22 protein-coding genes and 1 pseudogene are annotated in these 24,386 nt (G+C 70.9%); 18 read left to right on the top strand and 5 right to left on the bottom strand.

Annotation, left to right across the window (positions count from 1 at the left end):
* Nucleotides 1–129 precede the first annotated feature (129 nt).
* The 11 genes from V8690_RS11725 to V8690_RS11675 all read left to right on the top strand — a co-directional run bounded on the left by V8690_RS11725 (nucleotide 130) and on the right by V8690_RS11675 (nucleotide 11,101).
* On the top strand, nucleotides 130–1,077 hold the full coding sequence (locus V8690_RS11725; RefSeq protein WP_338778093.1) for an ABC transporter ATP-binding protein: 948 nt from the start codon (nucleotides 130–132) through the stop codon (nucleotides 1,075–1,077).
* A complete protein-coding gene (locus V8690_RS11720; protein WP_010036858.1) occupies nucleotides 1,074–1,844 on the top strand; it encodes an ABC transporter permease in 771 nt (256 codons plus the stop codon). The genes V8690_RS11725 and V8690_RS11720 overlap by 4 nt, the downstream gene beginning before the upstream one ends.
* A 3-nt stretch (nucleotides 1,845–1,847) precedes the next feature.
* Nucleotides 1,848–2,663, top strand: a complete 816-nt coding sequence (locus tag V8690_RS11715; RefSeq protein WP_338778088.1) for an ABC transporter permease — start codon at nucleotides 1,848–1,850, stop codon at nucleotides 2,661–2,663.
* An 8-nt stretch (nucleotides 2,664–2,671) separates the two neighbouring features.
* Nucleotides 2,672–3,913 carry an MCE family protein gene (locus V8690_RS11710; RefSeq protein ID WP_338778086.1) on the top strand — a complete coding sequence of 414 codons (1,242 nt, stop codon included), beginning with the start codon at nucleotides 2,672–2,674 and terminating at the stop codon, nucleotides 3,911–3,913.
* Nucleotides 3,910–4,947, top strand: coding sequence for an MlaD family protein (locus tag V8690_RS11705; protein WP_338778085.1), 1,038 nt, complete (start codon nucleotides 3,910–3,912; stop codon nucleotides 4,945–4,947). Before V8690_RS11710 ends, V8690_RS11705 begins: the two co-directional genes overlap by 4 nt.
* Before the next feature lie 176 nt (nucleotides 4,948–5,123).
* A complete protein-coding gene (locus tag V8690_RS11700; protein ID WP_338785320.1) occupies nucleotides 5,124–6,104 on the top strand; it encodes an MCE family protein in 981 nt (326 codons plus the stop codon).
* Nucleotides 6,101–7,216: an MCE family protein gene (locus tag V8690_RS11695; protein WP_338778084.1), complete on the top strand. Its 1,116-nt coding sequence runs from the start codon at nucleotides 6,101–6,103 to the stop codon at nucleotides 7,214–7,216. The genes V8690_RS11700 and V8690_RS11695 overlap by 4 nt, the downstream gene beginning before the upstream one ends.
* Complete coding sequence (locus V8690_RS11690; RefSeq protein ID WP_338778083.1) at nucleotides 7,213–8,532, top strand: MCE family protein; 1,320 nt, start codon at nucleotides 7,213–7,215, stop codon at nucleotides 8,530–8,532. The genes V8690_RS11695 and V8690_RS11690 overlap by 4 nt, the downstream gene beginning before the upstream one ends.
* The gene (locus tag V8690_RS11685) at nucleotides 8,529–9,806 is read left to right on the top strand and encodes an MlaD family protein (protein WP_338778081.1); all 1,278 of its coding nucleotides are present in this window, start codon (nucleotides 8,529–8,531) and stop codon (nucleotides 9,804–9,806) included. Before V8690_RS11690 ends, V8690_RS11685 begins: the two co-directional genes overlap by 4 nt.
* 20 nt (nucleotides 9,807–9,826) lie before the next feature.
* Entirely contained in the window at nucleotides 9,827–10,291 is a 465-nt protein-coding gene (locus V8690_RS11680; RefSeq protein ID WP_338778080.1) for a hypothetical protein, read from the top strand.
* A 48-nt stretch (nucleotides 10,292–10,339) separates the two neighbouring features.
* The gene (locus V8690_RS11675; protein ID WP_338778079.1) at nucleotides 10,340–11,101 is read left to right on the top strand and encodes a hypothetical protein; all 762 of its coding nucleotides are present in this window, start codon (nucleotides 10,340–10,342) and stop codon (nucleotides 11,099–11,101) included.
* Nucleotides 11,102–11,109: 8 nt separating this feature from the next.
* Here V8690_RS11675 and V8690_RS11670 read toward each other — a convergent pair whose 3' ends face one another.
* From V8690_RS11670 to V8690_RS11660, 3 genes are all read right to left on the bottom strand, one after another.
* Nucleotides 11,110–11,727: a condensation domain-containing protein gene (locus V8690_RS11670; RefSeq protein WP_338785319.1), complete on the bottom strand. Its 618-nt coding sequence runs from the start codon at nucleotides 11,725–11,727 to the stop codon at nucleotides 11,110–11,112.
* 141 nt (nucleotides 11,728–11,868) lie between these two features.
* Complete coding sequence (locus tag V8690_RS11665; protein WP_338778078.1) at nucleotides 11,869–12,237, bottom strand: MazG-like family protein; 369 nt, start codon at nucleotides 12,235–12,237, stop codon at nucleotides 11,869–11,871.
* Nucleotides 12,238–12,293: 56 nt separating this feature from the next.
* Nucleotides 12,294–12,851: a DoxX family protein gene (locus tag V8690_RS11660; RefSeq protein ID WP_338778076.1), complete on the bottom strand. Its 558-nt coding sequence runs from the start codon at nucleotides 12,849–12,851 to the stop codon at nucleotides 12,294–12,296.
* 161 nt (nucleotides 12,852–13,012) lie between these two features.
* On the opposite strand from V8690_RS11660, the gene V8690_RS11655 reads away from it, so the two are divergent.
* The 3 genes from V8690_RS11655 to V8690_RS11645 all read left to right on the top strand — a co-directional run bounded on the left by V8690_RS11655 (nucleotide 13,013) and on the right by V8690_RS11645 (nucleotide 15,598).
* A complete protein-coding gene (locus tag V8690_RS11655; RefSeq protein WP_338778075.1) occupies nucleotides 13,013–13,339 on the top strand; it encodes a nuclear transport factor 2 family protein in 327 nt (108 codons plus the stop codon).
* 58 nt (nucleotides 13,340–13,397) lie between these two features.
* Nucleotides 13,398–14,384 (top strand): aldo/keto reductase, encoded by a 987-nt coding sequence (locus V8690_RS11650; protein WP_338778073.1) that lies wholly within the window; start codon nucleotides 13,398–13,400, stop codon nucleotides 14,382–14,384.
* A 74-nt stretch (nucleotides 14,385–14,458) separates the two neighbouring features.
* Entirely contained in the window at nucleotides 14,459–15,598 is a 1,140-nt protein-coding gene (locus V8690_RS11645; protein WP_338778071.1) for a serine hydrolase, read from the top strand.
* Nucleotides 15,599–15,879: 281 nt separating this feature from the next.
* Here V8690_RS11645 and V8690_RS11640 read toward each other — a convergent pair whose 3' ends face one another.
* Complete coding sequence (locus V8690_RS11640; protein WP_338778069.1) at nucleotides 15,880–16,674, bottom strand: SDR family oxidoreductase; 795 nt, start codon at nucleotides 16,672–16,674, stop codon at nucleotides 15,880–15,882.
* A 134-nt stretch (nucleotides 16,675–16,808) separates the two neighbouring features.
* Here V8690_RS11640 and V8690_RS11635 point away from each other — a divergent pair.
* A pseudogene (locus tag V8690_RS11635) lies at nucleotides 16,809–17,806 on the top strand (alkaline phosphatase D family protein).
* Here the strand turns inward: V8690_RS11635 and V8690_RS11630 are convergent.
* Complete coding sequence (locus tag V8690_RS11630) at nucleotides 17,793–18,827, bottom strand: Gfo/Idh/MocA family oxidoreductase (RefSeq protein ID WP_338778067.1); 1,035 nt, start codon at nucleotides 18,825–18,827, stop codon at nucleotides 17,793–17,795. The pseudogene V8690_RS11635 and the gene V8690_RS11630 overlap by 14 nt on opposite strands.
* A 140-nt stretch (nucleotides 18,828–18,967) precedes the next feature.
* Here V8690_RS11630 and V8690_RS11625 point away from each other — a divergent pair, with 140 nt between their 5' ends.
* The 3 genes from V8690_RS11625 (at nucleotide 18,968) to V8690_RS11615 (ending at nucleotide 24,258) form a co-directional block, all read left to right on the top strand.
* Entirely contained in the window at nucleotides 18,968–20,311 is a 1,344-nt protein-coding gene (locus V8690_RS11625; RefSeq protein ID WP_338778065.1) for a multidrug effflux MFS transporter, read from the top strand.
* Between the two features lie 11 nt (nucleotides 20,312–20,322).
* Nucleotides 20,323–21,438: a serine hydrolase domain-containing protein gene (locus V8690_RS11620; protein WP_338785317.1), complete on the top strand. Its 1,116-nt coding sequence runs from the start codon at nucleotides 20,323–20,325 to the stop codon at nucleotides 21,436–21,438.
* A gap of 1,176 nt (nucleotides 21,439–22,614) precedes the next feature.
* Nucleotides 22,615–24,258, top strand: coding sequence for an Ig-like domain repeat protein (locus V8690_RS11615; RefSeq protein WP_338778063.1), 1,644 nt, complete (start codon nucleotides 22,615–22,617; stop codon nucleotides 24,256–24,258).
* Nucleotides 24,259–24,386 lie beyond the last annotated feature (128 nt).

The following is a 24,386-nucleotide window of genomic DNA, read 5'->3' as shown; positions in this document are numbered from 1 at the left end:
AACGTCCGAAAGCCCGCCCGAAGCGTCCGGAAACCCGCTCGAAAAAAATCCGCCACTCGAGCGACGGACGCCCCGCCCCTCCCCGTAGAGCAGATGTCGGAGCTGCTGCACGTCTGAAGGGTGGACCGGATGGGTGTCGAGATCTGTGTGGAAGGGCTGACCAAGTCCTTCGGTCACCAGGTCATCTGGCAGGACGTCTCGCTGACGCTGCCCGCCGGGGAGGTATCGGTCATGCTCGGGCCCTCGGGCACGGGCAAGTCGGTGTTCCTCAAGACGCTCGTCGGCCTGCTCAAGCCGGAGCGCGGCTCCATCACGATCCAGGGCCGGGACATCACCAAGCTCCGCGAGCACGACCTGTACGAGGTGCGCAAGCTCTTCGGCGTGCTGTTCCAGGACGGGGCGCTGTTCGGCTCGATGAACCTGTACGACAACATCGCCTTCCCCCTGCGCGAGCACACCCGCAAGTCCGAGAGCGAGATCCGGCGCATCGTGCTGGAGAAGATGGACATGGTCGGGCTGATCGGCGCCGAGGAGAAGCTGCCAGGCGAGATCTCCGGCGGGATGCGGAAGAGGGCCGGGCTGGCCCGGGCCCTGGTGCTCGACCCGGAGATCATCCTGTTCGACGAGCCCGACTCCGGCCTCGACCCGGTCCGCGTCGCCTACCTCAACCAGCTCATCGTCGACCTCAACGCCCAGATCGACGCGACCTTCCTGATCGTCACCCACGACATCGCCTCGGCCCGCCAGGTGCCGGACAACATCGGGCTGCTGTTCCGCCGCGAGCTCGTGATGTTCGGGCCGCGCGAAGAGCTGCTGACCAGTGACGAGCCCGTCGTACGGCAGTTCCTGAACGGCCGGATGCAGGGCCCGATCGGCATGGCGGAGGAGAAGGACGCAGCCCAGGTCGAGCAGGAGCTCGCCGCCCTCGGCGACGACGGCGAGAGCACACAGTCTCCCGGCAGCCAGGCTCTGACTCCCCGCCTGCTGCCGGGACCGGGCATCACCCGGCCGCCCCGCTGGCAGGCGATCGCACGGCGCGAGGACCAGCTCCACCAGAAGGCGGTGGCCGGCGCATGAGCCTGTCACCGGTCGGAGCGCTGCGGCATTCGGGCAGCCTCTTCGCGATGGCGCTGGACGTCGTCCGGACGATCCCCCGACGGCCCTTCCAGGCACGGGAGTTCATCCAGCAGACCTGGTTCGTCGCGAGCGTCACCATCCTGCCGACGGCCCTGGTCTCCATCCCGTTCGGGGCGGTCATCGCGCTCCAGATCGGCAGCCTGACCCGGCAGCTCGGCGCCCAGTCCTTCTCCGGGGCCGCCTCCGTGCTCGCCGTGCTGCGCGAGGCCTCGCCGATCGTCACCGCGCTGCTGATCGCGGGCGCCGGCGGCACGGCGATCTGCGCCGACCTCGGGGCACGGAAGATCCGCGACGAGATCGACGCGATGCAGGTGCTGGGCATCGACCCCATCCACCGGCTGGTCGTCCCCCGCGTGCTGGCGTCGATGCTGGTGGCGGTGCTGCTCAACGGCCTGGTGTCGGTGGTCGGCGTGGCGGGCGGCTACTTCTTCAACGTCGTCCTCCAGAACGGCACTCCGGGCGCCTACCTGGCCTCCTTCACCACCCTCGCCCAGCTCTCCGACCTGTGGGCGGCCGAGGTCAAGGCGCTGGTGTTCGGCGCGATCGCCGGGATCGTCGCCTCCTACAAGGGGCTGACCGCGAAGGGCGGACCCAAGGGGGTGGGCGACGCGGTGAACCAGTCGGTGGTGATCACCTTCATGTTGCTGTTCGTGACCAACTTCGTGATGACCGCGGTGTACTTCCAGGTCGTCCCCCAGAGGGGTTAGCCGATGAGACTCATCGACCGCCCACTGAAGTCCCTCGAGGCGCTGGGCACCCAACTCACCTTCTACGGCCGCTCGTTGGCGTGGACAGGGCGCACTCTGCGCCGCTACAAGAAGGAGATCCTGCGGCTGCTCGCCGAGGTGAGCTTCGGCCGGGGCGCGCTCGCCGTGGTAGGCGGCACGGTCGGCGTGATCGCCTTCCTGTCGTTCTTCACCGGCACGGAAGTGGGGTTGCAGGGGTACGCCGCGCTCAACCAGCTCGGCACCTCCAATTTCGTGGCGTTCCTCTCGGCGTACTTCAACACCCGTGAGATCGCCCCGCTGGTGGCCGGGCTCGCGCTCTCAGCGACCGTCGGCGCCGGGTTCACCGCCCAGCTCGGCGCGATGCGGATCAGCGAGGAGACCGACGCGCTCGAAGTGATGGGCGTGCCCTCGCTGCCGTTCCTGGTGACGACCCGCATGATCGCCGGGTTCGTCGCGGTGATCCCGCTGTACGTGATCGGCCTGCTGTCCTCGTACCTGGCCGCCCGCACCATCACCACCGGCTACTACGGGCAGTCCACGGGCACCTACGACCACTACTTCCAGCAGTACCTGCCACCGGCGGACGTCCTGTGGTCCTTCGGGAAGGTGCTGGTCTTCGCCGTCCTGATCATCCTGGTGCACTGCTTCTACGGCTACTACGCGAGCGGCGGCCCGGCGGGCGTCGGCGTCGCGGTGGGCCGCGCGGTGCGGACCTCGATCGTGGCCATCAACGTCCTGGACTTCTTCCTGTCGCTGGCGATCTGGGGCGCCAGCACGACCGTTCGGATCGCGGGGTGAGCCGCCGTATGAAGGTGTTGAGACTGCGGTTGTACGGTGTCGTCTTCATCGCCGTGCTCGCGTTGCTGCTGTCCCTGTCCGTCGCCGTCTACCAGCAGGTGTTCACGCCGGTCGTGCGGATCACACTGGAGGCCGACAGCCTCGGCAACCAGCTCGATCCACGGGCCGACGTCAAGCTGCGCGGGCTGCTGGTCGGCGAGGTGCGCGAGGTGCACGCCGACGGGACGAAGGCGACGCTCGACATCGCGCTCAAGCCGGAGCACGTCGCCCACATCCCCTCCGACGTGCACGCGCGCCTGCTGCCCAAGACGCTGTTCGGCGAGAAGTACGTCGACCTGGTCGCGCCCGCCCGCTCGTCCGCCCGGCCCATCAGGGCCGGTGACGTCATCACCCAGGACCGCACCCGTGTCGGCATCGAGCTCCAGCAGCTGATGAACGACCTGCTGCCGCTGCTGCGGACCGTGCAGCCCGGCAAGCTCAACGCCACGCTCTCCGCGTTCGCCACCGCCCTCGACGGCCGCGGCGAGCGGATCGGCGACAACCTCACGCGACTGGAGGCCTACCTGCGCCGCCTCAACCCGCACCTGCCGTCCTTGAAAGAGGACATCGCACGCTTCGCCGACGTCGCCGAGATGTACGGCGACGCGGCGCCCGACCTGATGGAGATCCTGCGCAACACCGTCACCACCAGCCGCACGATCGTCGAGCAGAAGGACCGGCTGGCGGCGGCGCTGAAGAGCACGGCCACCGTCGCGGGCACCGCCGAGGACTTCCTCGACGCCAACGGCGACCGGTTGATCACCCTCGGCCAGGTCTCCCGCCCCACGCTGGAGCTGTTCGCCCGCTACTCCCCCCAGTACCCCTGCCTGCTGGCCGGCCTGGTCCGGCAGGAGAAGGCGTCCGAGGAGGCGTTCCGGGGCGGCAAGATGCACATCACGCTGGAGGTCGTACGCGCGCAGGGCGCGTACCAACCGGGTGAGGAACCGCGCTACGGCGAGCGGTCGGGACCCAACTGCCGTGGCCTGCCGCACCCTGTGGTGCCGGCGCCCGGCACCCACCTCGACGACGGTTCCAAGAAGGCGGGTGCGACCTCGGGCGGCCCGCTCGGCGTCTCCGCCACCCGGGCCGAGCAGCGGGCCGTCGGCTCGCTCGTGGCGCCGGTGCTGGGCGTGCCCGCGGACGAGGTGCCGCCGGTCGCGACGCTGCTGTTCGGGCCGATGGCGCGCGGGACGGCGGTGAGCGTCGCATGAGCACCACGGGAGCCCGGCAGACCGCCGCTCCGATGATCAAGTTCAGTCTCTTCGCGCTGGTGACGGTGCTGGCGACGGCCCTGCTCGCCGCCACGATCGTGAACATCTCCTTCACCCCCGAGCACGAGTACCGCGCGGTCTTCAGCGACGTCACCGGCCTGGAGGAGGGCGACGACATCCGGGTGGCCGGAGTGCGGGTCGGCGAGGTCGAGGGCATCCGGATCAAGGACCGGACGCTGGCCGAGGTCACCTTCACGGTCAGCCAGGACCGGCCCCTGCTCACCAGCACGGGTGCCGTCATCCGCTACCGCAACCTGGTCGGGCAGCGGTACGTCGCGCTGACCGAGGGCGTCGGCGACGGCACCCGGATGCGCCCCGGCGGCACGATCCCGCTCGCGCGCACCCAGCCCGCCCTCGACCTGAACGCGCTGCTGAACGGCTTCAAGCCGCTGTTCGCCGCGCTCAGCCCGAAGGACGTCAACCAGCTCGCCACCGAGATCATCAAGACCCTCCAGGGCGAGGGCGGCACCGTCAACAGCCTGCTCACGCACACGGCGTCGCTCACCACGACGCTGGCCGGCCGCGACAAGCTGATCGGCTCCGTGATCGACAACCTCAACACCGTGCTGGAGACGCTCGACAAGCGAGGCGCCCGCTTCTCCGGACTGCTCAAGCAGCTGCGCCGGCTCATCTCGGGCCTGTCCGCCGACCGCAAGCCCATCGGGGAGTCGCTGGTGAGCATCGGCGATCTGACGGAGGCCACCTCGGGCCTGCTGAAGGACGCGCGTCCGCCGCTCAAGGACGACATCGCGGAACTGACCGAGCTCACCGGGACGCTGAACGACAACGAGAAGACCGTGGAGGGCGTGCTGAAGCGGCTGCCGAACAAGCTCAACGAGCTGACGGGGACGGCGTCCTACGGCTCGTGGTTCAACTTCTACCTGTGCGACTTCGACGGCCGGATCGTGCTGCCGAAGACGAAGCAGGTGCTCACGCCCGAGATGCACGTGGCGAGGGCGAGGTGTGGAGCATGAGCCGTAAGCGCCGCCCCGAGCCGATGTTCCACGTGCGCGTCGAGCCGCCGAGGCTGCCGAGAGTACGGCTGCCGAAGGTGCGGCTCCTGCCGCGCCGCCGGCCCCGCCGGCAACCGCTGATGAAGGTGCGCGTCGAGCCGCCCCGCATACGGCTTCCCCGCGTCCGCCGCCCGCACCTGGGCCCCTTCCGCGAGCGCAACCCCGTCGTCATCGGCGCCGTCGGACTCACCGTCCTCGCGCTGCTGACCGTGGCCGCGTTCAACGCCGACCGCCTGCCGGTGATCGGCGACGGCGAGAGGTACAGCGCCGCCTTCGCGGAGGCGGGCGGTCTCAAGCCGGGCGACGAGGTGCGGATCGCCGGGGTCAAGGTCGGCAAGGTCGAGGAGGTCGACCTGGACGGCGACCACGTCAAGGTCACCTTCAAGATCAAGGGAGAGCCGGAGTTCGGCACCGACACCGGCGCGTCGATCCGGGTCAAGACGATCCTCGGCGCGAAGTACCTCGCCCTGCACCCCGAGGGGCGGGGCCGGCTGGAGCCCGGCAGCGAGATCCCGCTGAAGCGGACCGTCCCCGCCTACGACGTCGTGCAGGCGTTCAGCGATCTCACCACCACGACGGAGCAGGTCGACACCGACCGGCTGGCGAAGGCCCTGGACACCATCTCGACGACCTTCGAGGACTCCCCCTCCGAAGTACGGGCGTCCATCAAGGGCCTGTCCGAGATCTCCCGGACGGTGGCCTCGCGCGACAAGGCCCTCAGGGAGCTCCTCGACCATGCGAACGGCGTGACGGGAGTACTCGCCGACCGGTCGGGCGACTTCACCGCCCTGGTCAAGGACGGCGACAAGCTGTTCCAGGAGATCAGCAAGCGGCGTGCGGCGATCCACAAGCTGTTGAAGACCTCCGCCGCGCTCGGCATCCAGCTCTCCGGCCTGGTCCAGGACAACGAGAAGGAGATCGGGCCCGCGCTCAAGGGCCTCAACACCGTGGTGAAGATGCTCGAACGCAACCAATCCAGCCTGGACCGGAGCATCAAGCTCCTGGCCCCCTACGTGCGGGTCTTCACCAACACCCTGGGCAATGGCCGCTGGTTCGACTCCTACGTCCAGAACCTGGTCGCCGCCCCGGTCGTGCCGCGAACGGGAGGCGCGCAGTGAACAACCGCCCGACGAAGCCCCTGGCCCTGCTGACCGCCCTGGCCCTGGTCGCCGCGCTCGCCTACGTCCTGTGGCCGCGGACCGAGCCGGTCCGCGTCACGGCGTACTTCCCCCGCACCGTCGGCATCTACCCCGGCTCGGACGTCCGTGTGCTGGGCGTGCGGATCGGCGAGGTCAAGAAGATCACGCCGGAGGGCGGCCGGGTGCGGGTGGAGCTGGAGTACGACTCCGGCCGCAAGGTCCCGGCGGACGCGCAGGCCGCGATCATCAACTCCTCCGTGGTCAGCGACCGCTACGTGCAACTGCTGCCGGTGTACCGGAGCGGTCCGGTGCTGCGGGACGGGGACGAGATCCCCGAGTCGCGCACGGCCGTACCGGTCGAACTGGACCGCGTCTTCGACAGCCTGCACACCACGGCCGAGGCGCTCGGCCCCAAGGGCGCCAACAAGGACGGTGCCCTGTCACGGCTGCTCGGCGTCAGCGCCGACAACCTCGACGGCCAGGGGAAGAACGTCCACCAGATGGTCGAGGACCTCTCGGAGGCGGTCACGACTCTCTCCGACGGCCGCACGGACCTGTTCGGCACGGTCCGCAACCTCCAGGTGTTCACGGCGGCGCTGGCGGCGGACGACAAGAGCGTGCGGTCGTTCAACACCAGCCTCGCCAAGGTCGCCGAGCAACTCGCGGGCGAGCGCGAGGACCTGGCGGCGGCGCTGAAGAACCTCGGCACGGCGCTCGGTGACGTGTCCGCCTTCGTGAAGAAGAACAAGAAGTCGCTGACCTCGAACGTGGAGGGCCTGAGCAAGGTGACCAAGGTGCTCGTCACCCAACGCGCCGCGCTGGAGGAGCTGCTGGAGGTCGCGCCGACGGGCATGTCGAACCTGCACAACGCCTACAACCCCTCCGCGGGCACCCTCGACACCCGCAACAACCCCGACCATCCGCAGGATCCGGCGTCGCTGCTGTGCTCGATCCTGAAGACGACCGGCGAGAAGACCGACTGCAAGGACCTGAGGGACCTCTTCGACTCCCTGCCCGAAGTGCCCCAGGGCACCGCGGTCACCGGCACGGTCGACCGCACCCTCGGCGGAATCCTGGGGGCGAGGGCATGAGACCACTGCGCAAGGGCGGGGCCGTCGCGTGGGCGGCCGTCGGAACGCTGCTGCTGTCCGGCTGCGAGTTCAACGGCTGGTACGACGTCCCGCTCCCCGGCGGAGCCGCCGCCGACGGCCACGCCTACCACGTCACCGTCGAGTTCCGCGACGTCCTCGACCTGGTTCCGCAGTCGGCGGTCAAGGTCAACAACGTCACCGTGGGCGCGGTGGAGAAGGTGGAGCTGAACGGCTGGCACGCGCGGGTCCGCCTCCGGGTCGCCGACTCGGTGAAGCTGCCCGCCAACGCCATCGCCGAGCTGCGGCAGACCAGCATGCTCGGCGAGAAGTACGTGGCGCTGTCCAGGCCGCTGGAGGGCACGCCGGTCGGCCGGCTCGGCGACGGTGATGTGATCCCCCTGTCCCGCAGCGGCCGCAACCCGGAGGTCGAGGAGGTGCTGTCCGCGCTGTCCGCCCTGCTCAACGGCGGCGGCGTGGCCCAGCTCAAGACGATCACCACGGAGCTGAACAAGGCCCTGGAGGGCCGGGAGAACCGGGTCAGGTCCCTGCTCAAGGAGCTCGACACCTTCATCGGCGGCCTGGACGACCAGCGCCAGGACATCGTCCGCGCGCTGAAGGCCGTGGACCGGCTGGCCAAACGGCTGGCCAAGGAGAAGACGACGATCGCCGAGGCCGTCGACACGATGCCGCCCGCCCTGAAGATCCTGGCCGACCAGCGCCGCGACCTCACGAGGATGCTCACCGCCCTGTCCAAGCTCGGCAAGACCGGCACCAAGGTGATCAACGCCTCGCACGACGACACGGTCGCCAACCTCAAGCAGCTGCGGCCGATCCTGCAACAGCTCAACAAGGCGGGCAGCGACCTGCCCAACTCCCTTGAGCTGCTGACGACGTACCCGTTCCCGCGCAACGTGGTGGACGCCATCAAGGGTGACTACGTCAACCTGCACGTCACGGCGGACCTCGATCTGGCCGGGATCTACGGCAACCTGACGGACGAGCCGGGCGGCGGGAGCGGGGGCACCCGGGGACCCGGGCTTCCCGAGCCCCCGGGCCTGCCGGACGTACCGGACCTCCCGGACGTGCCGGACGTGCCGGACGTGCCGGGTGTGCCGACGCCCTCCGCGCTGCCGAGCAGCCCGGGCGTGCCGTCGGCCCCGTCGGCCCCGTCAGCCCCCTCGGGCGGCGACGACCCGCTGTGCCCACCCGTGTGCACCGCCGGCTACGGCTCCAGCGGCCACCGCACCGGGGGCGACTGGCCCGAGGGGATCAACCTCGAACTCGCCGAGCTGATGCTGAAGGGGGTCCAGCCGTGATCACGCGTACGGTCAAGGCGCAACTGATCGCCTTCGCCACCATCACCGCCCTGGGTGTGTCGTACGTCGGCGCCGAGTACACGGGCCTGGTGGACGAGGTCCTGGACCGCGGCTACACCGTGCGGGCCGACTTCGCCGACTCCGGGGGCGTCTTCGCCGGTGCCGAGGTCACGTATCGAGGGGTGCCCGTGGGCAAGGTCGGCGCACTGCGTCTGACCGGCTCGGACGGGGTCTCGGTCGCGCTCGACATCAAGGACGGGGCGCCGCGCATCCCGGCGGACACGCTGGCCGTGGTGGCGAACCGTTCGGCGGTGGGCGAGCAGTACGTCGACCTCCAGCCCCGCACCTCGAACGGCCCGTACCTGCTGAACGGCAGCACGATCCCGCGCGAGAGCACGCGGGTGCCGCTGCCGACGACGGACATGGTCCTCAGCCTGGACCGCCTGGTGAACTCGGTCGGCAAGGACGACCTACGGGTCACGGTCGACGAGTTGGGCAAGGCCTTCGCCGGCACCGGCCCGAACCTGGGCCGCCTGGTGGACTCGGGCAACACCCTGGTCGAGTCGGCGTCCGAGGCGCTGCCGGAGACGATCGGCCTGATCGAGGACTCACGGAAGGTCCTGAAGACGCAGGCCGACCAGGGGTCGTCGATCAAGTCGTTCGCGCGTGATCTGGCGGCGCTCTCGGCCCAGTTGAAGGCCAGCGACGGGGACCTGCGCAAGCTGATCGGCAACGCGAGGCCGGCGGCGCAGGAGCTGAACTCGCTGCTGAAGTCGACCGGGCCGGAGCTGTCGGTCCTGCTGGCCAACCTGATCAGCGGCGGCCAGGTCACGCTGGCCCGCCTCCCCGGGGTGGAGCAGGCCCTGGTCACCTTCCCGCTGACGGTCGCGGGCAGCTACACCGTCGTCCCGGGCGACGGCACCACCCACTTCGGCCTGGTGCTGAACGCCGACGACCCGCCGGCCTGCACCCAGGGGTACGGCACGGCACGCCGCGACCCCGCGGACACCAGCACCCGCGAGGCGAACACCGGCGCCCGCTGCTCGCTCCCGCGCGGCAGCGAGTCGTCGGTACGGGGCGCGCAGAACGCCCCGGGCGCGTCGAGAGCCGACGGCGGCGCGAACCAGGCGACGTACGTCACCCCGTACGACCCGGAGACCGGCACCACCACCGGCCCGGACGGAAAGAACGTCGAGATCGGCTCGACGGGCGGCCAGCAGGCCGCGTTCGGAAAGGAGTCGTGGCAATGGCTGCTCGTTGGCCCCATGGCATGAGGCCGGTGCGCCCCGGAGCGATGACGGCAGGACTCGTGGCGGCGACCGTCATCACCACAGCGCTGTCCCTCTGGCTGGCTTTCGGCGTCTACCAACAGCGCGAGGCGGACCAACGACGCCAGGGCATCCTGGCCGCGGCCCGCCAGTCGGCACTGAACTTCACCTCCCTCGACTACCGGCACTACGACCGCGACAGCGCGAACGTCCTGGCGGGCGCGACCGGCGACTTCAAGAAGCAGTTCACCGCGCAGACGGACCAGCTGACGAAGCTGGTGGCCCAGAACAAGTCCGTGTCGGAAGGCCAGGTCCTGGAGGCGGGCATCGTCCGCTCCGACGACGACTCGGCCCGTGTGCTGGTGGTCGCCGACAGCAAGGTGACCAACACCGCCGTGCCCGAGGGAGAGGCGCGCACGTACCGGCTCCAGCTCGACCTCGTGCACAAGGACGGCCGCTGGCTGACGTCCGACGTCGAGTTCGTCGGCTGATCCACGGGCCGATCCGCCGACCGACAAGCACCGACGAGGAGTACCACCATGCCGAAGACGACCACCGGCCGCGCCCCCGGTCCCGGCACCCGCCGCACCATCACGGCGGCCGCCCGCGCGGCGGCGAAGCGCGCGGAGCGCGGCCACCGCGAAGCGGGCGCGGCGACGGCCGGCGACGAGGAGTCCCCGCGCCGGGCCGAGCGGCCGCTCGCCGGACGCACCGTCCTCATCGAGGCCCCGAAGGACGGCTGGGACGACCCGCCGGAGCCGTCGCCGGAGTCCTTCGAGGAGGACGGGCCACGAGAACAGGGCGATCCCGGCCCGGGCGGCCGTCGGAGGCTGCTCACCCTGGTCCTGGCCGCCCTGCTCGTCATCGGCCTGGCCGCGCTCGCCGCCCTGGGATGGCAGTACCGCGACGGCCGCCTGACGGAGACGGCCCGGACCGAGGCGCTCGCGGCCGCCCGGAAAGCGGCCCCGATCGTCCTGTCCTACGACTACCGCCACCTGGACAAGGACTTCTCGAAGGCCCGCGCCCACCTGACCGGCGGCTTCCGCGACGAGTACGGCAAGACCACGAAGACCGTGGTCGCCCCGACGGCCGAGAAGTACCACGGCGTGGTGAAGGCGAGGGTCGCAGCCCCCGGCTCCGTCGTCTCGGCCTCCCCCGACAAGGTCGTGGTCCTGCTCTTCGTCAACCAGGTCACCCAGAGCACGCAGGTCTCGGGGTCCCGCGTGGACCTGAACCGGGTGCGGATGACGATGGACCGCACCGGCGACGGGTGGAAGGTGAGCGCGCTGGACGCGCTGTGACGGCAGCATCAGGACCCGGAGTCCACCGCGGACCTCAGTGCCTGGGTGAAGGACCCGGCCCACGCCTCGACCGTCTCGTGGGTGAACAGGTCCGTCGAGTACTTGAACGTGACCGTGATCGTGTCGGCCTGCGGGGCGATCACGACGTAGAGCTCGTTGCGGGCCACGCCCTGGACGGGGAGGGCGCGGATGGTGGTTAAGACCTCCTGGAGGTTCAGGGACGGGGGCTCTGTCGTGATCACCGTGAACAGGACCGTGGGGAACAGGGCGTCCTTCAGCTCGGGCGAGACGAGGGACACCACGTCCGTCAGGGGGAGTTCCTGGTGGTCGAGGGCCGTGAAGAGGGTGGTGCGCAGTTGGGACACCAGATCGGGGAACGTTTCCGCTTCGGACAGCCGGGCCCGTAGGAGTACGGCGTCGCCCAGGATGCCGACGATCTCGGAGCGGTCGCGGGGGACGCGGTTCGCGCTGGAGGCCGCCAGGACGATGTCGCCTCGTTCGCCGCACAGGTCGGCCAGCCACGTGGCGAACGTGGCCGCCAGGACCGTGTAGGCCGTGGTGCCCAGGCGGGCTGCCGTGCCGGCCAGGCGGGCGGGTGTGTCGTCGGTAATGGTCCAGGTGTGCAGGGCGCCCCGGCCGGAGAGCTTGCCCGGGTGCGGGTGGTCGTAGGGGAGGGGCGGGGGTAGGGGGATCCTTCGAGTTCCGTGCGCCAGAAGTGGTCCAGGGCTGTTCCGCGGGTGAACGGGCTCTTGTGCGTTATCCGTTGATCAGAGCGACGGACTCGGCACGTCCGCTTGTGCCGATTGCGCCGTGGACCGTTGTGCCACCCGCTCCAGGTGCCGGGCGAAGACCTCCCGCGCCTGAGGCGTCAGGGTCCGCAGCGCCACCAGTGCCGTGATGACGACGTCGCACAGCTCCGACTGCACGTCGTCCCAGGTGTGTGTCACGCCCTTGCGCGGGTTCTGGCCGGTCGCGCCGATCACCGCCTCGGCGACCTCCCCGACCTCCTCGGACAGCTTCAGGATGCGCAGCAGCATGCCCTCGCGGCCCTCGATCGGGCGGTGGGAGTCCAGCCACTCCCACAGCGTGTCGATGGTGGCCCACAACTCGGGCGCGGGCGGCGTGTGATCGCTCATGGAGGGCAGCCTGCCACGCGGGTACGACAGCGCCCCCCGCCCCTTCCGCTCCCGCTCTACTCCATGTACTCCTCTTCGAACAGCGGGTCCTGCTCGCCCTCCTTCGCCTCCCGCAGCCGCCGGGCACGCGCCCCCACGACCAGCGCCGTCCCCGCCGCCGTCGCCGCGAACGCCGCCGGGATCATCCAGCCCCGGTTCACCGCGTGCCCGAGCGCGTGGTCCAGGGAGAGCCTTCCCGGGCCGGTGACGGCCAGGCCGGCGGCCGTGAGGCCCAGCGTCGCCGCGTACTCGTAGCCGCCGCTCTGGTTGAAGAAGCCGTTCGGCGTGTGCACCGCGGCCGCACCGGCCATCGCACCGGCCGCCGCTGCACCGGCCGCGGGTGTGGCGAGGCCCAGGGCCAGCAGCGCGCCGCCGCCGGTCTCCGCGAGGCCCGCCGCCGTCGCGCTCGCCTTGCCGGGGGCGTAGCCGACGGACTCCATGAACTGGCCGGTCCCCTCGATGCCGTGCCCGCCGAACCAGCCGAACAGCTTCTGCGTGCCGTGCGCGGCCAGCACACCGCCCGCCCCCAGCCGGAGCAGCAGCAGGCCCAGATCACGTCGGTCGTAACGCCTCACGTCGTCTCCCGGAGCAGACAGTAGGAACAGACAGCAGGAACAGAGGAACACTGCCCGTCGCGTTTCCACCGTCGCACTCCTGACACCCCGCGGACCCGCCCGGGACGCCGTTCGGGTGGCACGGGTGGCGTGGTCGGGCGGCCGGTACGAGGCTGACCGGCATGACGATTCAGACCACGCGCCTCAGCGATCCGGCCGTCCGCGCCTTCGTGACCGCCGTGAACAACCACGACCGCGAGGCCTTCATGGCACTCCTCGCGCCGGGCGCGACCATGGCGGACGACGGCTCGGACCGCGACCTCGCCGACTGGGTCGACCGGGAGATCTTCTCCTCCCACGGTCACCTGAAGGTCGACAACGAGTCCAACGGCGGCCGGGCCCTCATCGCCCGCTACAGCAACGACACCTGGGGCGAGATGCGCACCCGGTGGAGCTTCACCGTGGACGACGAGGGCCGGATCACCCGCTTCGAGACCGGGCAGGCCTGAAACCCACCCCCACCGTGGCCTTGTCTTCGCGTGCACTCCAACTCCTAGCCTCCCGGGCATGGAGACCACACGGCCGCTGGGAGACAGCGGCATCGAAGTGAGCGCCCTCGGGTTCGGCTGCTGGGCCATCGGCGGCGAATGGCAGGACGCCGACGGGCGGCCGCTCGGCTGGGGCAGGGTGGACGACGAGGAGTCGGTACGGGCGGTGCGGCGCGCCCTCGACCTGGGCATCACCTTCTTCGACACCGCCGACACCTACGGCGCCGGACACAGCGAACGCGTGCTGGGCCGGGCCCTCGGCAAGCGCAGGGCCGATGTCGTCGTCGCCACGAAGTGGGGCAACGTGTTCGACGAGGACACCCGGACCCTCACCGGCGGCGACGCCTCCCCGGCCTACCTGCGCCGCGCCCTGACCGCGTCCCTGGACCGGCTCGGCACCGACTACGTCGATCTCTACCAGTTCCATCTCTCCGACGCGGACACCGAGCAGGCCGCCCTGGTCCGGGACGCGTGCGAGGAGCTGGTCCGTGAGGGGCTGATACGGGCCTACGCGTGGAGCACCGACGACCCCGCACGCGCCGCCGTGTTCGCCGAGGGGCCGCGCTGCGCCGCCGTCCAGCACACTCTCAACGTCCTCCAGGACGCGCCCGAGATGATCCGGCTGTGCGAGGAGGCGGGCCTCGCGAGCATCAACCGCAGTCCGCTCGCCATGGGGCTGCTCACCGGCAAACGCCGGGGCGGGCAGCCGTTGGAGGCCGGGGACATCCGCAGCAGGCCGCCGGCCTGGCTCCAGGGTTTCGCTGACGGATCCGGCGCCGACCCGGAGTGGCTCGCCCGCGTCGACTCGCTCAGGGACGTCCTCACCAGCGAGGGCCGCACGCTCGGTCAGGGAGCCCTGGCCTGGGTGTGGGCGCGCAGCTCGCGCACGATTCCCATCCCGGGCTTCCGTTCGGTCGCCCAGGCGGAGGAGAACGCGGCGGCGCTGGGGAAGGGGGCGCTGACCGACGCGCAGCTGGCCGAGGTCGACCGGCTGCTCGGGCGGTGATCATTGCGGGACCTTGGGCCAGTCTTTGAACGTTGCGTGCACGCCGGCGCGGTTCCGCTTCGTACCGTCGCGGGATGCGTGACTCAGCCCGGCTGTCCAGACGTTCCGTGCTCGCCCTGGCCGTGGCCGCCCCGGTGGCCGCCGCGGCACCGGCCCGGGCCGCCGGCCCCGTGCTCGGCGGTGACCGCCTCGCCGGCGACGCGGTGCAGGTGGGCAGCACCACCGGACTGCCCGGCAGGCTCACCGCCCGGTCCTGGCTGGTCGCCGATCAGGACAGCGGCGAGGTGCTGGCCGCCTACCGGGCGCACCGGCGGCTGCCGCCCGCGTCCACGCTGAAGATGCTGTTCGCAGACACGCTGCTCGACAGGTTCCCGCCCCGCAGCCGGCACACCGTCACCGCCGCCGACCTGGCCGGAATCCCGGCGGGCTCCAGCCTCGTCGGCATCCGGGCCGGGACCACCTACACCGTCGACCAGCTCTGGCAGGGCGTCTTCCTGCGCTCGGGGAACGACGCCGTGCACGTCCTCGCCCAGATGAACGGCGGTGTGACCAGGACCGTCGCCGAGATGCGGGCCAAGGCGCGGGACCTTCAGGCCCTGGACACTCACGTGGTCAGCCCGGACGGCTTCGACCACCCGGGGCAGCTGTCCTCGGCGTACGACCTGACGCTCTTCGCCCGGTACGGGCTGCGCGACCCCGGCTTCCGCGCCCACTGCCGTACGAGAACGGCCGACTTCCCGGCCGGGGGCGGGAAGACGTTCCAGATCCAGAACACCGACCGGCTGCTGGGCGGGGAGTGGGGCCTGCGGGCGTATCCGGGGCTGATCGGTGTGAAGAACGGCTACACGTCCGGCGCCGGCAACACCTTCACCGGAGCCGCCGCGCGGGCCGGGCGCACCCTCCTCGTGACCGTCATGCACCCCGGCAACAGCGTCAACGCCGTCTACGAGGAGGCCGCCGCCCTGCTCGACTGGGGTTTCGCGCACGGTGCGTCGGCACGGGCGGTGGGCACGCTGGTCGAGCCGGTGAGCGAGGGGCGGGGGACGGGGGCGTCACCCGCGCGCGGGTCCGCCGCCGGTGCGGCCGCGCGCGGACCCTCGGCGGGGCGACTGGTGGAAGGCGCCGGGACCGCGGTCGCGCTCCTGGCGGGCGGGGCCTGGGCATGGCGCCGACGCAGGGCGCCCGGACGTGCGAAGGGACGGCACCGCGAATGACGTCCACCGGCCGTACGGCATCCGGGCCCTTGACGTAAGCGGCAGTCGTTCCACGCGTACCGGTGCGCACCCCGCGGTCCCACGCGGGGTCCACCCCCACCCGGTGCCGTGGAACGACTGCCGCCGCACCCCCCTGGATGTGGCCGACGGAAGCTCTCTGCTCCAACTGTGAAGCTTTCGTGTAGGCGAGTTGAGCATAAACGTCCGACCGGCCGCAATGGTGCGGATGTTTCGATTCCGTTTGTGTAGGTTGATGAGTTGACGAGTGCGCGGCCCGGGCGTCAGCCGCGCCCGATGTACGGCATCGCCGTGGCCAGTACGGTCGCGAACTGCACATTCGCCTCCAGCGGCAGCTCCGCCATGTGCCGCACCGTGCGGGCCACGTCGGCGACGTCCATCACCGGTTCCGGGGCGACCTCGCCGTTCGCCTGAAGCGCTCCCGTCTGCATACCGGCCGTCATGTCCGTCGCCGCGTTGCCGATGTCGATCTGCCCGACGGCGATGCCGTACGGCCGCCCGTCCAGCGACAGTGACTTGGTCAGGCCGGTCAGAGCGTGCTTGGTCGCGGTGTAGGCCACCGAGTGCGGACGCGGCGAGTGTGCGGAGATCGAGCCGTTGTTGATGATCCGCCCGCCCTGCGGCTCCTGCTCCTTCATCTGCCGGTACGCCGCCTGCGCGCACAGGAACGCCCCGTTGAGGTTGGTGTCCACCACGTGCCGCCACGCGTCGTAGGGCAGCTCCTCGACCGGCACACCGCCGGGCCCGAACGTGCCCGCGTTGTTGAACAGCAGGTCGACCCGCCCGAAGCGCTCGACGGTGGCGGCGAACAGGGCGGTCACGTCCTCGGGCCGTGAGACGTCCGTCCGTACGGCGAGAGCCGCGCCCTCGGGCGCCAGGGCCGCCGTCTCCTCCAGTGTCCCGGCGCGCCGCCCCGCCAGCGCCACCGACCAGCCGGCGCGGAGCAGTTCCACGACGACCGCGCGCCCGATACCGGATCCCGCCCCGGTCACCACCGCGACCCTCGGCCGCCCACTCGTCCGCTCGTCCCTCTGCCTGTCCGTTTCCATGGCATTCATGGGCCCGCAGCGTACGGGAGGGCCCGCCATGCGGAACTCATCCGTCCGTCACGCGAGTGCTGTGTGGGTGTCGATCAGGTGTCGTTGCCGGCCACTCCGATGCCCCGTGCAGCCATTCGCCAGGGGAGGACCGGATGACACCCGCAGCACACCCGTCGCAGCACGCCCCCGAACTCCGCGCGGACGCCCGGCACATCGGCCGCCGCCGCTTCCTCACCGCCACCGGCGCCGCCGCCGCGCCGGCCTTCGCGACCAACCTGCCGTCCCCGGGAGTCGCGGCCGCCGCCGAACTCGACGCCGCGCGGATCACCGAGAACCCGTTCACGCTGGGCGTCGCCTCCGGCGACCCTCCCCCAAGCTCTCGGCTTCGCTCGAGCAGGGGGGACCCCCACTACTGGGAGAACCAGCCGCTGCGCCTCCCACAGCGCCCGGCCGGACCCGACATGCGCCTCTACCGCCGCCTGCACTGGGCCGGCTCGCCCAGTTCGACGTTCTCGACACCCGCCAGTACCGCTCCGACCAGGCCTACGGCGACAGGGCGCACGTCCCCGGACCCGAGTCCGACGACCCGGCACGCACCATGACCGGCGCGACGCAGGAACGGTGGCTCCTCGACGGCTGGCGCTCCTCGCGGGCGCTGTGGAACGTCGTACCGCAGCAGGTCCTGTTCGCCCGGCGGCACATGGACGCGACCAGCCCGTCGCGGGTGTCGATGGACGCCTGGGACGGCTACAGCGACTCACGCCGGCGCGTCCTCGACGGCGCGAAGGCCGCCGGCGTCGAGAACCTCATGGTGCTCAGCGGCGACGTGCACGCGGCGTACGCCTTCGACATCAAGGACGACTTCGACGACCAGAACTCCGCCACCCTCGGCACCGAGATCGTGGCGACGTCGATCTCCAGCGGCCGGGACGGCGCCGACAAGCCCGCCACCTGGGACACCTACATGTCCGCCAATCCGCACCTGAAGTTCTTCAACGGGCGGCGCGGCTACGTCACGGTCGCCCTGGGACGGGAGTCGGCGCGGGCAGACTTCAAGGCCGTGCCGTACGTGACCCGGCAGGGGGCGCCGGTCACGACGGCCGCGTCCTTCGTGACGGAGGTGGGAGAGCAGGGGCTCAAGCCGGCGTGAGCTCGGCCGTGAGGTCCTCGTCCGGGGTCTCGCCCGGGTAGCGGACGCCGACGCGATCCCGGATCGCGTCGAGCGTCCGCATCACGGCGAGCGTCCCGTCGAGCGGGACGAGCGGGGACTCGGTCTCACCGGCGCGCAGCGCGCGCATCACCTCGGCCGCCTCGTGACGGAGGCTGTTGCGGGGCCCGTCCGCCGGGTCGGCCGTGAACTCCTCGGGGTCGCGGCCGTCCCGGTGCAGCACGAAGCGGTCCGGGAAGAAGAAGCCGTGCGGGATGTCGATACGGCCCTTCGCGCCGGTGACCGAGGCGGAGGTCGCCGTACCGCCGACGATGGAGCAGTGCACCGAGGCGAGAGCGCCGCTCCCCCAGGAGAGCAGTGCTCCCGTCTGGAGGTCGACGCCCTCCTCGGAGAGCACCGCTCTCGCAGCGATGTCCGACGGCTCCCCGAGCAGCAACTGCGCGAACGACACCGGATACACGCCGAGATCGAGCAGCGCGCCCCCGCCCAGCTCCGGATTCCGCAGCCGGTGCGAGGGCGGGAAGGGCCCGGCCAGCCCGAAATCCGCCTGGACCGTGCGCACTTCGCCGATCGCGCCGTCGTCGACGAGCGACTTCAGCCGCCGCACCAGCGGATTGCAGTACATCCACATCGCCTCCATCAGGAAGCGCCCGTGCTCCCGCGCCAGCGCGACGAGTTCCGCCGCCTCGCGCACGTTCAGCGTGAACGGCTTCTCGCACAGCACGTTCCGCCCGGCCGCCAGGCACAGGCCGGCGGCGGTCCGGTGCGCCGTGTGCGGAGTGGCGACGTAGACGACATCGATGTCCTCGTCCCGCGCGAGCGCGTTCCAGTCGCCGTACGCCCGCGGGATCCCGAACCGCTCCGCGAACGTCCTCGCCGACGCCTCGGACCGGGACGCCACCGCCACGACCTCCGCGTCCGGCAGGTCGATCAGGTCCGCGGTGAACGCCCCCGCGATCCCTCCGGTCGCCAGGATCCCCCACCGCACCGTGTCCGCCGTCATTCCCGCCCCGCCTTCACCTCGTGACCCCGAGCAGTCCGTACGACCCGAGCAGTCCGTAAGACCCGAGCAGTCCGTAAGACCCGAGCAGTCCGTACGAGCTGAGAGCATAGGTGGCGATCGACTCGAAAAGGGAGGGACTCATGCCCGAGGGTGGGGCGTCCATATCGAACACCGCGCAAGGGGCCGCTGCCGGGACGCAGCGGCCCGACCTCACACCGCACCGCCGCACCGGGCTCCTGGTCACCTTCCTCCTCGGAAGCCTGACCGCCGTACCTCCGCTGGCGATGGACATGTACCTCCCGGCCCTGCCGGAGGTCACCCGTTCCCTGCACTCGCCCGCCGCGACCGTCCAGCTCACCCTCACCACCTGCCTGGCGGGCATGGCGCTCGGCCAGCTCGTGGTCGGGCCGATGAGCGACCGGTGGGGCCGCCGTCGCCCGCTGCTCGCCGGACTCGGCGTCTTCGTCGTCGCCACCGTCCTGTGCGCGCTCGCGCCCACCGTCGAACTCCTCGTCGCCTTCCGGCTGGCGCAGGGCCTCGCGGGCGCGGCCGCCATCGTCATCGCCCGGGCCGTCGTCCGCGACCTGTACGACGGCATGGCCATGGCCCGCTTCTTCTCCACCCTCATGCTGATCTCCGGGGTCGCCCCGATCGTGGCGCCGCTGATCGGCGGGCAGATCCTGCGCGTGACGGACTGGCGGGGCGTGTTCGTCGTCCTCACGGTCATCGGCATCCTCATCGGGGCCCTGGTCTGGACGAAGCTGCCCGAGACCCTGCCGCCCGCTCAGCGCCACAGCGGCGGCGTCGGCGAGGCCCTGCGCGCGATGCGCGGACTGCTCGCCGACCGCTCCTTCGCCGGCTACACCCTCACCGGCGGCTTCGCCTTCGCCGCCCTGTTCGCCTACATCTCGGCATCCCCGTTCGTCATCCAGGAGATCTACGGCGCCTCCCCGCAGACGTTCAGCCTGCTGTTCGGCGCCAACTCGGTCGGGCTGGTCCTCGTCGGCCAGATCAACGGCAAGGTGCTGGTCGGCCGGGTCAGCCTGGACCGGGTGCTGGGGGTCGGCCTGACGATCGTCATCACCGCCGCGACCGCGCTGCTGCTGATGTCCCTGGGCGTGTTCGGCGAGGTCGGTCTCGCGCCCGTCGCCGTCGCGCTGTTCGTCCTGATGTCCGCGATGGGCATCACCCTGCCCAACACCCAGGCGCTCGCCCTGATGCGCACCAAGCACGCCGCCGGCTCGGCGTCCGCCCTGCTCGGCACGTCGTCGTTCCTCATCGGCGCGATCGCGTCGCCGCTCGTGGGCGTCGCCGGGGAGGACACGGCCGTCCCGATGGCCGTCGTCCAACTGGCCGCCGCCCTGGTGGCACTGGCCTGCTTCGTGGGAATGTGCCGACCCGGGAAGGCGGACGAGAAGACGGACCGGAAGACGGACGAGAAGACGGACAGCGGGCGCGCGAGCGTGGAGGGAGCAGGGAGCTGAGCGCACCAAGACTGCGCGACGGCACGCCGGAACGGGCCGGACTCGACCCCGGGGAACTGCGTCATCTCGTCCGGGAGGTCCACGCCCTCACCACCGGGCAGCGCCCCTGGGCGCCGGGCGCGGTCGTGGTCGTCGGACGCGGACCGGTGATCGCCGTGGAGGAGGCGGCGGGCTGGGCCGTGCGGTACACGGCCTACGACGAGGACACCGACGCCGGCGTCGAACTGCCTGCCGAGGACCGGGTCCCGATGACCGTCGGCACACCCTTCGACCTGGCATCCCTGACCAAATTGTTCACAGCCGTTGCCGCCGTTCAGCAGATCGAGCGCGGCACCCTGGGCATCGACGCGCGCCTGGGCGCGTACCTGCCCGACTTCACAGCGGCCGCCCGCCATGGCATCACCGTACGGCAGCTGCTCACCCACACCTCCGGGCTGCGGCCTGAACTCCCGCTCTACGACTGCGCCGACGACGCCGAGCGGTTGGCGGCGCTGCGTGCGGAGGCGCCGGTCGGGACACCGGGCACGTACTGCTACTCCGACCTGAACATGCTCCTCCTCCAGCACGTCCTGGAACGCATCACCGGCCGCACGCTCGACGTCCTCTTCCGCGACGGCATCACCCGGCCGCTGGGCATGACGGCGACGGGGTTCGGGCCCTGCCCCGGGGCGGCGGCGACGGAGGACCAGCGGCGGCCGTGGGCCAAGGCGGACCGGGGGATGCTGCGGGGCGAGGTGCACGACGAGAACGCCTGGGCGCTGGGCGGCGTGGCGGGCCACGCGGGCCTGTTCTCCACCGGCCGGGATCTCGCCGTGTTCTGCCGCACCCTCCTCGCCGGCGGCTCCTACGGCCCCGCCCGCATCCTCGGCCCCGACTTCGTCGAGCTCCTCTTCACCCCACCGGGCCTGGGCTTCTCCCTCGACCAGCCGTGGTTCATGGGCGACCTGGCGGGGCGCGGCGCGGCGGGCCACACGGGCTTCACGGGCACGTCCCTCGTCCTCGACCCGGCGACGGACACGTTCCTGATCCTCCTCACCAACGCGGTCCATCCCCGTCGCCGTCGCCCGGACAGCGCGCCGAGGGCGGCGGCGGGGTCGCGGGTGGCCAGGGCGGTGCGGGGGATGTGAGAGGTGGAGCGATGATGTGCCGGGCGCGAGATGGGCGCTGGTCCGACGCCTCAGCCGTGCAGGCCCAGCTCGCCCGCGCGCATCCCCGCTTGGTGCCGCGAACCCGCGTCGAGGGCGTTGAGCAGTTCGGCGACCCGGCGACGGTGGGTTCGCAGGGACATGCCGAGCTCCCGTGCGGCTGTCTCGTCGGTGGTGCCTGATCCGAGCGCCCGCAGGACGGTCCGGCTCTCGGCATCGAGCCGGGGCTGGTCGCCGTGCGGGAACGCTGTGAGATCGGTGGCTTTCCCAGGCGGCTTCGAACAGCGCGTATGTCCCGCCGACCAGACTGGACGCGGTGGTCATGGTGTACTCACGGCCTTCGGGGGCGTTCAAGCCGGCGAGGATTGCGAACCGGCGGTCGATGACGATCGTCTCGTGGGGGAGAGCGGTGGCGGCGATCCGCACCTGGGCGCCCCTGCCGACAAGCTCGCTCAGGTGCTCGCGGCTACGCTCGTCAGCCAGCACAGCGGGGCTGTAGAGCTTGCGGATCTGCGGAGTGCCGCTGCTTCCCAGCCGGTCGCGGGCGGCCTGCCGGGCGGGCATCGAGCCGCCACCCCAGGGCGAATCCGTCGCCGAACGCTTCGAGGCGCTGGCCGTCCTGGCCGCCTGCGAGGAGGCCGGCATCGCCTACGTGCCGCTACTGGCGGAAGATCCCCCTAGGAACCCTGGTCGATTCGCACGATCCAAGATCGGTTGGGATGCGGCTTCTCAGATGACCTTGCTCGTCACTGCCGGAGTAGCCCGGGATGCGCCTTGATCGTCTTCTGCACAGGGTGGATCCGCTGATACCCAACGACCGGCAACGGCGCTCTGGAGAAATGCCCTGACGAACGGTCAACCGGGGCGGTGGACCGCAGGTGCTCAGCCAGCCGCCTGCCAAGCCTGCACACGGAAGGGCTCATCGTGCATCCAAGGAATCGTCACAGACCAGGGTACCCGCGCGGCAGGACCCGGACGTGGCTGCGGTGTGTGGTCGCCGCGGTGGCGGCTGCGGCCGTCATGGCGGGCGCGGCAGGCCCGGCCGGGGCACGCGTACCAGCCGACAAGTCGTCGGAACGTGCTGCGCCCGTCGACAGACTTTTCGCCTGGGGCTCCAGTTTTGGCCCCAGGCCAGTCCCGGTGCCGTTCCCGCCCGGCGTGATCATCAAAGACATCGATGGCTACCTGGCGTTGACCACCACCGGCAAAGTGCTGGTGCTGGACCCTCCCACCAAGAACTGGGCAGAGGTTCCGTTCTCTCAGGGAACGGAGATCACGGCCATTGCGGACGGAGGCAGGCATCACCTGGCGCTCACATCGACCGGCGAGGTGATGGCCTGGGGGGCCAACGCGTCCGGCCAGCTCGGCAACGGCACACTGACCCCGAGTCAAACCCCAGTGGAGGTGCAGATCCCAGGCAACCCCAAGATGGTCGCGATTGATGGTGCTCAGGGCGAGGCGCCCGACAAGGGGTACAGCCTGGCCGTGACATGGTCTGGAGACGTGTACGCCTGGGGGGCCAATCGTTTCGGACTGCTCAACAACCCCGATCTCACGGGGCCCTACAGCACCACACCCCTCAAGGCGGCGGTCTCCGATTTCAGAGGCGGCATCTTCAAAGTCGCCGCCGGTTCAACCCACGCGCTCGCCCTGACCGAGGACGGGATCGTATTCGCCTGGGGCGACAACAGCCAAGGCCAGGTGGGTCGCGGCACTGGAGGACCCGACGGCATCCAGTACCCGCCAAGACCCGTACTGATCCCGCTCCAGTACAAGGTCCTCGACATCGACGTGAGTCCCCTTGCTGTGCACAGCCTCGCGATTACTAACGACGGACACGTGTTCGGCTGGGGCCTCGACGATGAAGGCCAGGTGGGACCCGGCCAGGACGACCCGGACAGCTGCGTCAGCAAATTTGCGGGTCACAACAAAGCCGCCGACTGTCCCCGGCTGGTGTCACTGCCCGACGGTACGCGAGTCAAGGACATCGCCGCAGGCGGCATGCCAGGCGGGGGCAACAGCCTGGCTGCGACAGTCACTGGGCAAGTATTCTCCTGGGGAGACAACAGTACCGGCCAACTCGGCCGTGACACCCCCACCGAAAGCCGCAACCCGCCTGGGCTGGTGCAGATCCCGGGCAACATCCCGATCGGCAGGGTCACCGCAACGCCGTATGACAGCTTGGCGTTGCCCGTGGAGACCGAACCGACCACGACGCGCCTGACAGCGAACCCGACGCAGGCCACCTTCCCCGCCCCCGTCACGTTCACGGCCACCGTCACCTGCCCTGTCGCATCCCCCACCGGCACCGTCACCTTCCGGGAAGGCACCACCATCCGCGGCACCCGCACCCTGACGCGCGCCAGCGACACCACCGCGCAGGCCGCCCTCACCATCGACGACCTGCCCGTGGGCAGACACACGCTCACCGCCCACTACAACGGCGACCCCGAGTGCGTACCGTCCCTGTCCAACCCGGCAACCGCCACCCTCGTCGACGCCGACGACGACTGCGGCTGCAACGGCGGCGGAGGAGGCGGAGGAGGAGGAGGAGGCGGCAAGGACCCCGGCAAGGGCAAGGTCACTGCCAAGCACAAACTGACCGTGCGCCAGTCGCCCAGGTCTGACTCCGAGGCAGTCGGCACCCTCCGAGCCGGCCAGACCATCGCCATCCAGTGCAAGGCCACCGGAGAACCCGTGGGCGGTAACAACGTCTGGTACAAACTCGCCCAGAACCCGCGTGGCTGGGTCACCGCCCGCTACGTGAACAACCTCAACCCCATCCGCCAGTGCCCCAAGTGACGAGCGTGGGGCCCGCGCTTGCGCGGGCCCAGCCCGCCCGCCGAGTTTGACGTCGCGCGAGCCGCTGTCCTTGAGATGAGCGGCGCCGTGCGTCAGGACGCTCAGGCCAGTAAAAGGCCGACGAGACG

It is taken from the genome of Streptomyces sp. DG1A-41 (assembly GCF_037055355.1).
GTDB lineage: Bacteria > Actinomycetota > Actinomycetes > Streptomycetales > Streptomycetaceae > Streptomyces.
This window is presented reverse-complemented; position numbering and strand designations above follow the sequence as displayed.

What these genes read in the sequence shown, in the direction of transcription:
- V8690_RS11725 (WP_338778093.1), top strand. Translation starts at nt 130, where the DNA reads ATGGGTGTCGAGATCTGTGTGGAAGGGCTGACCAAGTCCTTCGGTCAC.
- V8690_RS11720 (WP_010036858.1), top strand. Translation starts at nt 1,074, where the DNA reads ATGAGCCTGTCACCGGTCGGAGCGCTGCGGCATTCGGGCAGCCTCTTC.
- V8690_RS11715 (WP_338778088.1), top strand. Translation starts at nt 1,848, where the DNA reads ATGAGACTCATCGACCGCCCACTGAAGTCCCTCGAGGCGCTGGGCACC.
- V8690_RS11710 (WP_338778086.1), top strand. Translation starts at nt 2,672, where the DNA reads ATGAAGGTGTTGAGACTGCGGTTGTACGGTGTCGTCTTCATCGCCGTG.
- V8690_RS11705 (WP_338778085.1), top strand. Translation starts at nt 3,910, where the DNA reads ATGAGCACCACGGGAGCCCGGCAGACCGCCGCTCCGATGATCAAGTTC.
- V8690_RS11690 (WP_338778083.1), top strand. Translation starts at nt 7,213, where the DNA reads ATGAGACCACTGCGCAAGGGCGGGGCCGTCGCGTGGGCGGCCGTCGGA.
- V8690_RS11680 (WP_338778080.1), top strand. Translation starts at nt 9,827, where the DNA reads ATGACGGCAGGACTCGTGGCGGCGACCGTCATCACCACAGCGCTGTCC.
- V8690_RS11675 (WP_338778079.1), top strand. Translation starts at nt 10,340, where the DNA reads ATGCCGAAGACGACCACCGGCCGCGCCCCCGGTCCCGGCACCCGCCGC.
- V8690_RS11665 (WP_338778078.1), bottom strand. Translation starts at nt 12,237, where the DNA reads ATGAGCGATCACACGCCGCCCGCGCCCGAGTTGTGGGCCACCATCGAC.
- V8690_RS11655 (WP_338778075.1), top strand. Translation starts at nt 13,013, where the DNA reads ATGACGATTCAGACCACGCGCCTCAGCGATCCGGCCGTCCGCGCCTTC.
- V8690_RS11650 (WP_338778073.1), top strand. Translation starts at nt 13,398, where the DNA reads ATGGAGACCACACGGCCGCTGGGAGACAGCGGCATCGAAGTGAGCGCC.
- V8690_RS11645 (WP_338778071.1), top strand. Translation starts at nt 14,459, where the DNA reads ATGCGTGACTCAGCCCGGCTGTCCAGACGTTCCGTGCTCGCCCTGGCC.
- V8690_RS11640 (WP_338778069.1), bottom strand. Translation starts at nt 16,674, where the DNA reads ATGAATGCCATGGAAACGGACAGGCAGAGGGACGAGCGGACGAGTGGG.
- V8690_RS11630 (WP_338778067.1), bottom strand. Translation starts at nt 18,827, where the DNA reads ATGACGGCGGACACGGTGCGGTGGGGGATCCTGGCGACCGGAGGGATC.
- V8690_RS11625 (WP_338778065.1), top strand. Translation starts at nt 18,968, where the DNA reads ATGCCCGAGGGTGGGGCGTCCATATCGAACACCGCGCAAGGGGCCGCT.